Annotated in this window: 12 protein-coding genes; 7 read left to right on the top strand and 5 right to left on the bottom strand. The window is 69.1% G+C overall.

What is annotated here, in order from left to right:
- The first annotated feature begins 116 nt into the window (after positions 1-116).
- The 4 genes from BM175_RS08095 to BM175_RS08080 are packed head-to-tail and all read left to right on the top strand — an operon-like array spanning position 117 to position 3218.
- On the top strand, positions 117-1073 hold the full coding sequence (locus BM175_RS08095; RefSeq protein ID WP_090961768.1) for a flagellar motor protein MotA: 957 nt from the start codon (positions 117-119) through the stop codon (positions 1071-1073).
- A gap of 4 nt (positions 1074-1077) precedes the next feature.
- Positions 1078-2112 (top strand): peptidoglycan -binding protein, encoded by a 1035-nt coding sequence (locus BM175_RS08090; RefSeq protein ID WP_090961765.1) that lies wholly within the window; start codon positions 1078-1080, stop codon positions 2110-2112.
- Positions 2109-2801, top strand: coding sequence for a helix-turn-helix transcriptional regulator (locus tag BM175_RS08085; protein WP_090961762.1), 693 nt, complete (start codon positions 2109-2111; stop codon positions 2799-2801). The genes BM175_RS08090 and BM175_RS08085 overlap by 4 nt, the downstream gene beginning before the upstream one ends.
- A gap of 48 nt (positions 2802-2849) precedes the next feature.
- Positions 2850-3218 (top strand): VOC family protein, encoded by a 369-nt coding sequence (locus BM175_RS08080; RefSeq protein WP_090961760.1) that lies wholly within the window; start codon positions 2850-2852, stop codon positions 3216-3218.
- 39 nt (positions 3219-3257) lie between these two features.
- Here BM175_RS08080 and BM175_RS08075 read toward each other — a convergent pair whose 3' ends face one another.
- Positions 3258-4481, bottom strand: a complete 1224-nt coding sequence (locus BM175_RS08075; RefSeq protein WP_090961757.1) for an aminotransferase-like domain-containing protein — start codon at positions 4479-4481, stop codon at positions 3258-3260.
- Positions 4482-4559: 78 nt separating this feature from the next.
- Positions 4560-6290 (bottom strand): ABC transporter transmembrane domain-containing protein, encoded by a 1731-nt coding sequence (locus tag BM175_RS08070; protein ID WP_090961910.1) that lies wholly within the window; start codon positions 6288-6290, stop codon positions 4560-4562.
- A gap of 274 nt (positions 6291-6564) precedes the next feature.
- On the opposite strand from BM175_RS08070, the gene rpmE reads away from it, so the two are divergent.
- Complete coding sequence (rpmE, locus tag BM175_RS08065; protein WP_055892581.1) at positions 6565-6786, top strand: 50S ribosomal protein L31; 222 nt, start codon at positions 6565-6567, stop codon at positions 6784-6786.
- 130 nt (positions 6787-6916) lie between these two features.
- On the opposite strand, the gene rcdA is transcribed toward rpmE, so the two are convergent.
- Positions 6917-7438 carry a protease adaptor protein RcdA gene (gene rcdA, locus BM175_RS08060; protein ID WP_090961754.1) on the bottom strand — a complete coding sequence of 174 codons (522 nt, stop codon included), beginning with the start codon at positions 7436-7438 and terminating at the stop codon, positions 6917-6919.
- Between the two features lie 353 nt (positions 7439-7791).
- Between rcdA and BM175_RS08055 the strand changes: the two genes are divergently transcribed.
- A complete protein-coding gene (locus tag BM175_RS08055) occupies positions 7792-8793 on the top strand; it encodes an NAD(P)H-quinone oxidoreductase (RefSeq protein ID WP_244545922.1) in 1002 nt (333 codons plus the stop codon).
- 145 nt (positions 8794-8938) lie between these two features.
- Entirely contained in the window at positions 8939-9640 is a 702-nt protein-coding gene (locus tag BM175_RS08050; protein WP_090961751.1) for a DUF1013 domain-containing protein, read from the top strand.
- A gap of 58 nt (positions 9641-9698) precedes the next feature.
- Here BM175_RS08050 and BM175_RS08045 read toward each other — a convergent pair whose 3' ends face one another.
- Together BM175_RS08045 and BM175_RS08040 are read right to left on the bottom strand one after the other, a co-directional pair.
- Positions 9699-10514, bottom strand: coding sequence for an SDR family oxidoreductase (locus BM175_RS08045; protein ID WP_090961749.1), 816 nt, complete (start codon positions 10512-10514; stop codon positions 9699-9701).
- Positions 10501-12369, bottom strand: coding sequence for a glycoside hydrolase family 15 protein (locus tag BM175_RS08040; protein WP_175526796.1), 1869 nt, complete (start codon positions 12367-12369; stop codon positions 10501-10503). The genes BM175_RS08045 and BM175_RS08040 overlap by 14 nt, the downstream gene beginning before the upstream one ends.
- Positions 12370-12529 lie beyond the last annotated feature (160 nt).

Genomic DNA, 12529 nt, shown 5'->3' with positions numbered 1-12529 from the left:
GACTTCGCCAAGCGGGTGCCGTATCGATGCAGGTTTCGAGTTCTCCTCCCGACGGCCGCCCCCTTCCGCTTGGAGGGCCGGAACGGTTCTCCAGTCCGCTGGTCTTCTTGTGGGCAATGCTCGTCTTCCTGGCCCTCGCCGGATTCGTGGCGATGATCCTCGGCCGGCAGGTCATCCAGGCCTTCTCGACCAATCCCGGCCTCAACGGCCTGATCCTCGGCGTCCTCGCCGTTGGCATCCTGATGGCGGTCCTGCAGATCGCGCGGCTGGCGCGCGAGGTGCGCTGGCTGAACGCGCTTCGCGACAACGACCGCGAGCGCCGCGCGCGCTCGCCGGTACTGCTCGCGCCGATGGAGGCGATGATCGGCCACGGCGCGATGCCGCGCACGCTTCCCGCCCCATCGGTGCGCGCCATCCTCGATTCCGTCGGCGGGCGCCTCGACGAGCAGCGTGACGTGTCGCGCTATCTCGTCGGCCTCCTCGTCTTCCTCGGCCTTCTCGGCACGTTCTGGGGCCTTCTCACCACGATCGGCTCGATCTCGGCGACGATCCAGTCGCTCGATCCGGCGGCGGGCGATGCGGCCACCGTGCTCGATTCGGTCAAGAACGGCCTCTCCGCCCCGCTGTCGGGCATGGGCACGGCCTTCTCGTCCTCGCTCTTCGGCCTGTCCGGCTCGCTGGTGCTCGGCTTCCTCGACCTTCAGGTCGGGCGCGCGCAGAACCGCTTCTACACCGAGCTCGAGGACTGGCTCTCGACCGTCGCGGTCGAGGCGGGCCAAGCCGTGCCGGCGACCGTCGCCGCGCCCGACGGGGCGGCCGTCGGCTCCAGCGGCGAGGAATTCCGCCTCCTGTCGGACCGGATCAACCGGCTGGTTCTGGAGCACTCCACCAGCCCGCGCACCTCGGCGGCGATGGCGAACCTTGCCGAAAGCATCCAGGGCCTCGTCCAGCACATGCGCGGCGAGCAGCAGACGCTGCGCGATTTCGTCGAGGCGCAGGCCGGCGAGCAGCGCGAGATGCGGCGCGTTCTGGAGCGGCTGAACCGGTCGCTGACCGAGATCGAGCGGAACTGACGCGATGGCGCTCGGGCGCGGACGCCGGCTGCGGCGCGAGGTCGACTACTGGCCGGGCTTCGTGGACGCCCTGTCGACGCTCCTTCTGGCCATCATGTTCCTTCTGTCGGTCTTCGTGATCGCGCAGTTCCTGCTCAGCCGCGACCTCTCGGGTCGCGACACGGTGCTCGACCGCCTGAACTCGCAGATCGCCGAACTCAACCAGTTGCTCGCGCTGGAGCGCTCCAACTCGACCGATTTCCAGGACCAGATCTCGGCGCTGCAAGCCTCGCTCGCCGGCGCCGAGACCGAGCGCACGCGGCTTCAGGCGGCGCTCGACGGGACGCGCTCGGGCCCCGGTGCTGGCGACGCCGGCTCGCAGATCGGCACGCTGCAGGCGCAGGTCGATTCCGAGCGGCAGGTGTCGGCGCAGGCCCGCACCCAGATCGACCTTCTCAACCAGCAACTATCGGCGCTCCGCCAGCAGATCGCCGCGCTCGAGGACGCGCTCGGCGCCTCCGAGAGCCGCGACCGCGAATCTCAGACGCAGATCGCCGATCTCGGCCGCCGCCTCAACGTCGCGCTCGCCCAGCGCGTGCAGGAACTCGCGCGCTACCGCTCGGACTTCTTCGGCCGCCTGCGCGAGATTCTGGCCGACCGCGACAACATCCGCATCGTCGGCGACCGCTTCGTGTTCCAGTCGGAGGTCCTGTTCTCGTCGGGCGCCGACGTGCTTCAGCCGGCGGGGCGCGACGAGATGGAAAAGCTCGCCGAGGCGATCATCCAGCTCAACCGCGAGATTCCCTCCGACATCAATTGGATCATCCGCGTCGACGGCCATACCGACAACGTGCCGATCACCGGCGGGCGGTTCGCCGACAACTGGCAGCTTTCCACCGCCCGCGCGGCCGCCGTGGTCCGCTTCCTCGTCGGCGCCGGCGTTCCGGCGAACCGCCTCGCCGCCACCGGCTTCGGCGAGTTCCAGCCGCTGGTCGCAGGCGACACGCCGGAGGCGCGTGCCCGCAACCGGCGCATCGAGCTCAAGCTCACCGAGCGATGACGCGCGCCGCAAGGCTCCTCGATCTCGTGGAGCTCCTGCGTCGTCACCGGCGCGCGGTGGCGGGCGAGACGCTCGCCGCCGAACTCGGCATCAGTCTCAGGACGCTCTACCGCGACATCGCCGTGCTCCAGGGACAGGGCGTGCCCGTGGAGGGCGCGGCGGGCCTCGGCTACGTCCTGCGTCCCGGCCTCACGCTGCCGCCCCTGATATTCGACGAGGACGAGATCGACGCGCTGGTGCTCGGCCTGCGCCTCGTCACGCGGCGTCTTCCCGAGACGCTCGGGCCGGGCGCGGCCGGTGCGCTCGCCAAGATCGAGGCGGTCCTGCCTGCGACCCGTTCGGCCGAAGCGGTGCAACTCTTCGCAGGCGGTGCGGCGGCCGAGGAGTTTGCCTGCCTCGGCACGATCCGCGAGGCGATCCGGGCAGAGGACGCGCTGGCGATCCGCTATACCAACAAGGCAGGTGCCGCATCGCAGCGCGTCGTCTGGCCGATCATCGTTGGCTTCTTTGACCAGGCGGAGGTGCTCGCCGCGTGGTGCGAGATGCGCGGCGATTTTCGCCATTTCCGCCTCGACCGGATCGCCGACGCCGTGTCGGCTGGGCGTCGCATGGGCCGGCGCCACCGCGTGCTCTTGGCCGACTGGCGCCTGATGCGCGACGCCGAGCGCTGTGCTGCTGACATGGGCTGACAGGAGGACGGTCTAGGCAGGGGACGTTCAAACCGAACGGAGCCCGTCATGACCCCCTACCTCCTCTTCTATGTCGAAAATCCCGCCGACTTGGCCCAGGCGATCGAAGCCCTCTTCGGCCTTGCGCCCGTCGAGCGGTCGCCGACCTTCGTCCTCTTCGTGCTGGACGGGATGCGCCTCGGTTTCTGGCGTGTCGACGGCGTGGAGCCCGCACCGCAGCCGCGCGGCGAGAACAGCGAGCTGTCGATCAGCGTCGACACGCGCGAGGCGGTCGACCGCCACCATGCCGGCTGGCAGGAAAAGGGGCTTGCCGTCCTCCAGGCGCCGACCGAGATGGACTTCGGCTACACCGCCGTCGCCTCGCTGCCCGGTCCGTTCCGCCTTCGCGTGTTCCGGCCCGGCGAGATGCCGGGCTGAAACGGTGTGACCAGGGCGTCGTCGGGGCCTGGCGCGGCCTCAGCGACGCGCCAGCTCGTCGCGGATCAGGCGGCCGAGGCGGGGAATGCCTTCCGTCACCGCGCGCTCGTCCGCCAGCGTGAATGACAGGCGGAGCGTGTTGCGGCCGGAGCCGTCGGCGAAGAAGGCGCTGCCCGGCACGAAGGCGACGCGCTCCTCCGCCACTGCGCGCGCCAGAAGCGCCGTCGTGTCGATGCCGTCCGGCAGCGTCACCCAGATGAACATGCCGCCCTCCGGCCGGCTCCACTCGACGCCGGCGGGCATCGCCGCCTCGAGCGCGGCGAGGATCGCGTTCCGCCGCTCGCCGTAGACGCGGCGGACGGTCTCGACCTGCGCGGCGTAGCTCGTCTCGGCGACGTGCAGGATCGCCATCTGGTTGATCGAGGGGCTGTGGAGGTCGGCCGCCTGCTTCATCAGGACGAGCTTTTCCACGATGCGGCGCGGCGCGCAGATCCAGCCCATCCGCAGGCCCGGCGCGAGGATCTTGGAGAAGGAGCCGCAATAGATGGTGCGCGCGGCGTCGAGATGGCCGGAGCGGGCGCAGTCGAGCGCGATGATCGGCGGCACCGGCTCGCCGTCGTAGCGCAATGCCTGATAGGCGGCGTCCTCGATCACGGCGCAATCGAGCTCGGCGGCGAGGTCGAGCACCCCCTCGCGCTGCCCAAGGGTCAGCGTCTCGCCGGTCGGGTTGGCGAAGTCGGGTACGAGATAGGCGAACTTGACGCGACCGCCCGCCGCGGCGGCAGCCTCTGCGTACTCGGCCGGCGTCGTGTTGCCGCCGTTCGGCTGGAGGCGCGCATAGGTCGGCTCGTAGGCGTTGAACGCTTGGAGCGCGCCGAGATAGGTCGGCCAGGTCACCAGCGCCGTGTCGGCGGGCGACAGCATCAGCTTGCCGAGATAGTCGAGACCCTGCTGCGAGCCGGAGGTGATGAAGATGTTGCCCTCGTCGCACGGCACGCCGAGATCGGTCATGTGGGCGGCCAGCCAGCGGCGCAGCGGCAGGTAGCCCTCGCTCACCTGATACTGCAGCGCCGCGTTGGCCCCGGCGCCGCCGAGCACGTCGGCATAGGCCCGGCGAAAGGCCTCGTGAGGGAACAGCGACGGGTCCGGAATGCCGCCGGCGAAGGAGATAATGTCCGGCTGGTCGAGGAGCTTCAGGAGCTCCCGGATTTCGGACGCCTTCATGCGGCTGGAGCGGGTGGCGAAGAGATCGGTCAGGGTCATGTCTGTCCTCCTGACCCTGCTTCACACCCGGCGAGAAAATATGTCAATAATACTGACCTATTTTTCTCGGACGGGACCTTATTCGGCGGCCCCGCGCAGCGCGGCTTCCGCCGCGCCGAACTGGAGGCGCGCGAGGCGGGCATAGGCGCCGCCCACCTGGATCAGGCTGGCATGCGTTCCCTCCTCGACGATCCGCCCGGCATCCACCACGAGGATGCGGTCGGCCTTGAGGATGGTCGCGAGGCGATGGGCGATGACGAGGGTCGTGCGGCCCTGCATCAGCCGGTCCAGCGCCTTCTGGACGAGGCCCTCGCTTTCGGCATCGAGCGCGGAGGTCGCCTCGTCGAGGAGGAGGATCGGCGCGTCGCGCAGGATCGCGCGGGCGATCGCCACGCGCTGGCGCTGGCCGCCCGACAGGGTGATGCCGCGCTCGCCGACCGCCGTGTCGAAGCCGTCCGGCAGGTGGCGCACGAAGGGCGTCACGAGAGCGGCGTCGGCCGCCGCCTCGATCTCGGCGCGGCTCGCCTCCGGCCGGCCGAAGGCGATGTTGGAGGCCAGCGTTCCCGCAAACACCGTCACGTCCTGCGGCACCAGCGCCATGCGGCGGCGGAGCGCTTCGAGCCCGACATGGCGGATGTCGATCCCGTCGACCGTGATGCGGCCGGCGGTCGGATCGTAGAAGCGTTCGAGCAGGGAGAAGATCGTCGACTTGCCGGCACCCGAGGCGCCCACCAGCGCCACGGTCTCGCCGGGCCGCACGTCGAACGACAGGCCGCGCAGCGTCTCGCGGCCTGGACTTGTCGGATAGTGGAAGGCGACGTCCTCGAAGCGTACGGCGCCGAGCGCGCGCGCGGGGAGGGGGAGGGGCGCGGTGGGATCGGCGATCTCCGGCCGGTCCTCCAGGAGCTCCGACAGGCGCTCGGTAGCGCCCGCCGCCGCCGTCAACTCGCCCCAGACCTCCGACAGCTGGCCGAGGCTGGACGCGGCAAAGACGGCGTAGAGCAGGAACTGCCCGAGCGTGCCCGGCGTCATCGTGCCGCCGATCACCTGTTGCGCGCCCACCCAGAGCACGGCGACGATCGAGGCGGTGACGAGGAAGATCGCAAAGGCCGTCAGCGCGGCGCGCGCCGAGACCGAGCGGCGGGCCGCCTCGAAGGCGTCGTCGACGGCCGCATCGAACCGGCCGCACGCCTCGCCCTCGGCGGTAAAGGCCTGCACGGCGCGCACGGAGCCGATCGCTTCGCCGGCATAGGCGCTGGCGCCGGCAAGAACGTCCTGCGCGGCGCGCGAGCGGGCGCGCACCTGACGGCCGAAGGCGACGAGCGGCAGGACGATGAGCGGAATGGCGCCGAGCACGATGGCCGACAGGCCGGGGCTCGTCACCACCATCATGGCGGCGGCGCCGATGAAGAGGATCGAGTTGCGCAGCGCGAGCGAGGCGGTGGCACCGACCGCGGACTTGATCTGCGTCGTGTCGGCGGTGAGGCGCGAGACGATCTCGCCCGACAGGTTCTTGTCGTAGAAGGCCGGCGACAGCGTCAGGACATGGGCGAACACGTCCTTGCGGAGCGCCGCGACCACCCGCTCGCCGATCGTGATGACGAAGTAGTAGCGCCCGGCGCTCGCCAGCGCGAGGACGAGCGCCAGAACGCCCAGCATGCCGAAATAGGTATTCACGAAGCCGGCGTCGGCGGAGGCGAAGCCGTGGTCCACCACGCGGCGCACGGCCAATGGCAGGGACAGGGTGGTGACCGAGGCGAGCGCCAGGAAGAAGAGCGCCGCGGCCACATGGCCCTTGTGCTCCATCATGTAGGGCCACAGGCGCGCCAGCGGCTTCAGCGTGCGGCGGGACGCCCCGCTGCCGGCTTTCTCGGCGGTTCCGTTTCGCAAATCGGCTGTCCCTTGCGACCGCCTGCGCGGCCCTTGTGCGCTATCGGGCCCTGATGTATAGGCTCGCCCTTGAATTTGAAAGCGATCGCGCTCCTCATTCCGGTCCTTGGTCGAAATGTCCACCCGGCACCCCGCCGGCGGCAATCACTTGGGACCTCAGTGGGTGCGAGCGCGTGAAGCTGGGAACAAAGAGATGAAGCAGAACATCCACCCCGACTACCACACGATCACGGTCGTGATGACCAACGGCACCGAGTACCAGACCCGCTCGACCTGGGGCGCCGAGGGCGACAAGCTCAACCTCGACATCGACCCGATGAGCCACCCGGCCTGGACCGGCGGCAACCAGCAGATGCTGGACCGCGGCGGCCGCGTGTCGCGCTTCAAGAAGCGCTACGAGGGCCTCGGCATCTGATTGCCGACCTGTCTGCGAGTTCTCGAAAGACCCGGCTCCGGCCGGGTTTTTTGTTGCCCGCAGCGCAAACGAAAAGGGCGCGCCGGACCGTGATCCGACGCGCCCTCGCGTATCTCGCGGGGAAAGGGGCTCAGACGGCGAAGGCCGTCCGCAGGAGGTGCATCTGCTCGCCCACGGGGTTGCTCGAGGCCTCGGGCTGCGGCTCGCCGTAGATCTCGCGGTCGAGGATCGCGACGCGGCGCTCCAGCATCACCGCGCGTTCGACGAGGTCGCGGAACGCTTCGGGCAGTTCGTCGTAGAAGGGCGAGTCGGCGCCGCCGCCGATCCCGTCGAGCCGCACCTTGACCTTCTCGGCCTCGACCTGCGCACGCGACATGTCGCCCTGGTTGGCGGCGCGCTGCAGGAGAAGCCACGATGCCACCTGCATCAGCCGTGTCGTCAGGCGCATGGATTCGGCGGCATAGAGCGTCGAGGCACCGCGCGAGATCGTGCGCGCGTCGCGCCGTCCGTCGCCGTCGAGATAGGCCGCGGTCTCGTCGACCAGCGTCATGCCCTCGTCGAAGATCGGCTGAAAGTTGGAGGAGAACGCAAGCCGCTCCGCCAGCTTGATCGTCCGGGCTGAATCGCTGTGATCGAGAACTGAATGTGTCATGCGCGGGAAAACCGATCTGGAAGCGAATCGTTGCAGGCGACGCTTCGTCCGAACGCGCGTCGCTGCCCTGTTACCGCTAGAATCCACTGCCCGGCTCCCTTCCGCAAGCCGCGCTGCCTCAGGATAGTTAACGGCCGGAAAGCATGTGGAAAGTCCACGATGCGGACAAAAAGAGAGCCGCACGGGGCGGCTCTTGAAGTTCAACAGGGAGATTCGACAACCGGCAAGGTCGCCATCCAAAGCAATCTGGACTGCCCCGACTATGCGCCGGAATGGTGAACGAGGGGTTAACCGGGGACAGACATTTGCCAACGCCGCGTTAAGTGTCGTGCCCGTTGAAGGAGACACGCCCGATGACGACCCAAACCGACATGACGATCGTTGCCCTCGGCGGCCACGGCGGTCCCGAGGTTCTGAAACCCCGCCGTGCCCCGGTGCCGCAACCCGGCGCGGGCGAGGTGCTGATTGCGGTTCGAGCGGCCGGGGTCAATCGGCCGGACGTTCTCCAGCGGATGGGCGCCTACCCGCCGCCGCCCGGCGCGCCGGACTGGCCGGGCCTCGAGGTCGCCGGCACGGTGGCGGCGGTCGGGCCGGGCGTGTCGCGCTGGCGCGAGGGCGACCGGGTGATGGCGCTCCTGTCCGGCGGCGGCTACGCCGAGTTCGCCCTGGCGGACGAGGGGGCCGTGCTGCCGATTCCGGGCGGCATCGGCTTCGTCGAGGCGGCGGCGATCCCCGAGACCTTCCTCACGGTCTGGCACAACGTCTTCCAGCGCGGCGCGCTGAAGGCCGGCGAGACGTTCCTCGTCCACGGCGGCACGTCGGGCATCGGCACGGTGGCGATCCAGCTCGCCCACGCCTTCGGCGCCCACGTCGCGACGACGGTCGGCAGCGACGATAAGGCCGAGGCCGCGCGTCGCCTCGGGGCCGACCGCGCGGTAAACTATCGGCAGGAGGATTTCGCGACCGCCTTGAAGGACTGGCAGGACGGGCGCGGCATCGACCTCACGCTCGACATGATCGGCGGCGACTACCTGCCCCGCAACATCGAGGTGGCGGCGGTCGACGGCCGCATCGTCCAGATCGCCCATCTGAACGGGCGCAAGGGCGAGGTCGATCTCTTCGCCATCATGCGCAAGCGCCTGACCTTGACCGGCTCGACGCTGCGCGCGCGCGACAAGGCGTTCAAGGCGGCGCTCGCCGCCGAGCTCGAGGCGAAGGTCTGGCCGCTCCTGTCGGAGGGGCGCGTGAAGCCGCTGGTCGACACGACCTATCCGCTGGAGAAGGCGTCGGAAGCGCATGCCCACATGGACGTCGACCATATCGGCAAGATCGTCCTCGTCGCGTCGCCCGAGTAGGGCGGACAACGACCGCTGGCCCCGGCGCCGCGCATCGTTCCTTGCGAAGCGCGCGGCGCATGCCTATAGTCAGCGTCGATTTCCGGAATTCGTGGCGTGACCACAGCCTGCCTGACCGGGGCCGGCCTACAGGAGACCTATATCCATGGCTCAGCAGCTTCTGATGCCCAAGGCCACGGCCGTCTGGCTCGTCGACAACACGTCCCTGTCCTTCGACCAGATCGCCGAGTTCTGCACCCTGCACCCCCTGGAGGTGAAGGCGATCGCGGACGGCGAAGCGGCGCAGGGCATCAAGGGCATGGATCCGATCATCACGGGCCAGCTCACGCGCGACGAGATCGTCAGGGCGGAGAAGGACGAGAAGTACCGCCTGAAGCTCGCGCCGCCGAAGGTGCGCGTGCCGGAAGCCAAGCGCAAGGGGCCGCGCTACACGCCGGTTTCCAAGCGCCAGGATCGCCCGAACGCCATCCTCTGGCTGGTGCGCAACCATCCCGAGCTGAAGGACCCGGCGATCTCGCGGCTCGTCGGCACCACCAAGCACACGATCGAGCAGATCCGCGAGCGCACCCACTGGAACTCGGCCAACCTGCAGCCGATGGACCCGGTGACGCTCGGCCTCTGCTCGCAGATCGATCTCGACCTCGAGGTCGAGAAGGCCTCGCGCGGCATGCCGCGTCCGGAGGAGGTGGCCGAGGAGGAGCGCCTGCTATCGGCCGCGCAGACCCAGAACTACCGCTCCGGCGCGCGCGAGGACGGCGAGCTCGATGCTGCCGCGGTGTTCGCCAAGCTCACCTCGATGCGCCGCACCGAGCCGGAGGAGAACGAGGAAGAGGACGAACTGCGCTGAGCGCACGTCCCCTCGTTCGAGCGATGTGAAGGGCGGCCCCGAGCCGCCCTTTTTCGTGTCAGCCGTTGCCCTTGAAGCCGGGATAGAGCACCATGCCGCCGTCGACGAACAGCGTCTGCCCGGTGATGTAGTCCGCGGCATCGGAGGCGAGAAACGCGACGACGCGTCCGACATCCTCGGGATCGCCGACCCGCCCGTAGGGGATGAGCTTCAGCATCGCGTCCATGCCTCCCGCCTTCTCGCGCTCCGACTGGTTGATCGCGGTGGCGATGGCGCCGGGCGCGACCGCGTTGACGCGGATGCCCTCGGAGGCGACCTCCTGGGCGACCGATTCCATCAGGAGCTTCAGCCCGCCCTTGGACGCCGCGTAGTTGACGTGGAACGCCCAGGGAATGCGCTGATGCACGGAGGAATCGAAGATCAGCTTGCCGAGCGCGCGGCTGACCTCCGGGCGGCGTCCCTTGGCGCGAAACCGGCGCACGGCCTCGCGCGCCATCAGGAAGCCGCCGGTAAGGTTGGTGCCGATCACCGCGTTCCAGTCGTCGAGCGTCATGTCGGTGAGGGCGGCGTCCTTCTGGCGCCCGGCGTTGGACACGGCGATGTCGACCGGTCCGAACTGCCGTTCCGCCTCGTCGAAGAGGCGCGCGACGTCGCCCTCCGTGCCGACATCCCCCTGCACCGGGATCGCGCGTCGCCCCAGCGCCTCGATCAGGGCGACCGTCTCCTCGGCGCCCTCGCGCGAGCCGTGGTAGTTCACCGCGACGTCGGCGCCCGCGCGCGCCAGTTCGACCGCGCAGGCCCGGCCGATGCCGGCCGAAGCGCCCGTGACGACGGCCACCTGGCCGGCGAGCGAAAGAAGGTCAGAAGATGCCATCGGGGTCCTCGATCATCTGGAAGCCGGCATGGTGGGGGTCCGATCTGTCGGCCGTCAGCGCCCGGTTCAACCAGATGGCGGCCGAAATCAGCGACAGGTGGGTGAGCGCCTGCGGGAAGTTGCCGAGATGCTGCCCGTCGGTGGACAGTTCCTCGGCGTAGAGGCCGAGATGGTTGGCGTAGGAATGCAGCTTCTCGAACAGGAGCCGCGCCTCCGCGACGTAGCCGGTGCGTGCCAGCGCCTCGACGTACCAGAACGAGCAGATCGAGAAGAAGCCTTCCTCGCCCTCCAGCCCGTCGTCGTTCTCCGGGCCGTTGACGTAGCGCTTCACGAGGCAGTCGTGGACGAGGTTCTCGCGCACCGCCTTCAAGGTCGACACCCACATCGGATCGCGCGGGTTGATGAAGCGCACGAGCGGCATCAGGAGCACGACGGCGTCCAAAGTGTCGCCGCCCCGGAACTGCGTGAACGCGCCGATCTCCGGGTTCCAGAACTCCTCGACGATGGTCCTCTGGATCGCGTCGCGCTGCTGGCGCCAGGCGACGAGATCGGCCGGCATCGACTCGCGCGTGGCGATGCGGATGGCGCGGTCGATCGCCACCCAGCACATCAGGCGCGACGACAGATATTCCTTGTCCTCGCCGCGGCTTTCCCAGATGCCGCGGTCGGGCAGGCGCCAGTTGACGCAGAGCCAGTCGATCAGGCCCTCGAGCTTCGCCCAGACCGAATAGCTCGGCTTACCCCGCGCGCGCGTCGCGATGTAGACCGCGTCCATGAACTCACCGAAGATGTCCATCTGGCGCTGGTCGAAGGCGCCGTTGCCGACGCGCACCGGCTTCGAGCCGCCGTAGCCGGACAGGTGCGGGAGTTCCGCCTCCGGTATCTCGGCGCGCCCGTCCATGCCGTACATGATCTGCAGGCCCGACCGGTCGCCGTCGCTGACCGTCACCCGCTCCATCAGGAAGTGGATGAAGGCCTCCGCTTCGTCGTAGTAGTTGAGGCGCGACAGGGCGTAGAGGGTGAAGGCGGAGTCGCGCACCCAGCAGAAGCGATAGTCCCAGTTGCGCTCGCCGCCGACGACCTCGGGAAGGCCGAAGGTCGCGGCGGCCGCGATCGAGCCGTGCTCCGCCGAGGTGAGAAGCTTCAGCGTCAGCGCCGAGCGCACCACGAGTTCGCGCCAGAAGGTCGGATACTGTCCGCGCGACACCCAGTCGTGCCAGTAGGCCCGCGTCTCGCGGAACGAGGAGCGCACGTAGTCCATGTCGGGCGCATCCCAGCCCTCGTGGCCCGGGCAGAGGATGGCAAAGACGGTCTCGCCTTCTCTCAGCGTGATCTCGCCGACGATCGTATTGTCCTCGATCCGCAGGGGAAGCGAGGTGTGCAGCCACATGGTCTGGGGCGTCCCGTCGTCGCGCGACCAGGCGATCCGCGCCGTGCCGTCGTCGATCGACACGGCCGGGCGCAGACTCGCATATTCCGGTCGCGGGTCGAGGCGCAGCGCGAAGGTGACGCGGCCCATGATCGCCTTCGCCCGGCGCACGATGCGCCCCGATCCGTCGAGCGGCATGAAGTCCGAGATCTCGCCGATGCCGTTCGGCCCGAGAAACCGCGTGAGCAGGATGTTGGTGTCGGGCAGGTAGATCTGCTTCTGGCCCATGCCCTCGGCCATCGCCCAGAGCCGGAACTCGCCGCCGTTCTCGGGGTCGAGCAGGCTGGCGAAGAGCGTCGGCGAATCGACGTTGGGATGGCACAGGAAGTCGATGCGCCCGTCGGGCGCCACAAGCGCGAGCGTCTTCAGGTCGCCGATCACGCCATGTTGGCCGATCGGGTTGGGCGTGGCGTTCGGGGGCGGCATGAGGGTCGATTTCGCACGCTGTTGGCTGGTTCGTCGGCAAAAGGTCGGGCGCGCCGGCGGAAAGGAAAGGCCGAAGCGGTCCGGGGCCTTGCGCCGCACCGGAGCGCTCCGCCGCATGTGATTGCTCCATTCCGCCGCATTCGCTATCCAGATGCGATGC

This window comes from Aureimonas phyllosphaerae, assembly GCF_900113065.1.
In the GTDB taxonomy this organism is placed as follows: Bacteria; Pseudomonadota; Alphaproteobacteria; order Rhizobiales; family Rhizobiaceae; genus Aureimonas; species Aureimonas phyllosphaerae.
Note: the sequence above shows the minus strand (reverse complement) of the source record. Positions and strands in the feature narration are given on the sequence as shown.

What these genes read in the sequence shown, in the direction of transcription:
- BM175_RS08095 (WP_090961768.1), top strand. Translation starts at nt 117, where the DNA reads ATGCTCGTCTTCCTGGCCCTCGCCGGATTCGTGGCGATGATCCTCGGC.
- BM175_RS08090 (WP_090961765.1), top strand. Translation starts at nt 1,078, where the DNA reads ATGGCGCTCGGGCGCGGACGCCGGCTGCGGCGCGAGGTCGACTACTGG.
- BM175_RS08085 (WP_090961762.1), top strand. Translation starts at nt 2,109, where the DNA reads ATGACGCGCGCCGCAAGGCTCCTCGATCTCGTGGAGCTCCTGCGTCGT.
- BM175_RS08080 (WP_090961760.1), top strand. Translation starts at nt 2,850, where the DNA reads ATGACCCCCTACCTCCTCTTCTATGTCGAAAATCCCGCCGACTTGGCC.
- BM175_RS08075 (WP_090961757.1), bottom strand. Translation starts at nt 4,481, where the DNA reads ATGACCCTGACCGATCTCTTCGCCACCCGCTCCAGCCGCATGAAGGCG.
- BM175_RS08070 (WP_090961910.1), bottom strand. Translation starts at nt 6,290, where the DNA reads ATGATGGAGCACAAGGGCCATGTGGCCGCGGCGCTCTTCTTCCTGGCG.
- rpmE (WP_055892581.1), top strand. Translation starts at nt 6,565, where the DNA reads ATGAAGCAGAACATCCACCCCGACTACCACACGATCACGGTCGTGATG.
- rcdA (WP_090961754.1), bottom strand. Translation starts at nt 7,438, where the DNA reads ATGACACATTCAGTTCTCGATCACAGCGATTCAGCCCGGACGATCAAG.
- BM175_RS08055 (WP_244545922.1), top strand. Translation starts at nt 7,792, where the DNA reads ATGACGACCCAAACCGACATGACGATCGTTGCCCTCGGCGGCCACGGC.
- BM175_RS08050 (WP_090961751.1), top strand. Translation starts at nt 8,939, where the DNA reads ATGGCTCAGCAGCTTCTGATGCCCAAGGCCACGGCCGTCTGGCTCGTC.
- BM175_RS08045 (WP_090961749.1), bottom strand. Translation starts at nt 10,514, where the DNA reads ATGGCATCTTCTGACCTTCTTTCGCTCGCCGGCCAGGTGGCCGTCGTC.
- BM175_RS08040 (WP_175526796.1), bottom strand. Translation starts at nt 12,369, where the DNA reads ATGCCGCCCCCGAACGCCACGCCCAACCCGATCGGCCAACATGGCGTG.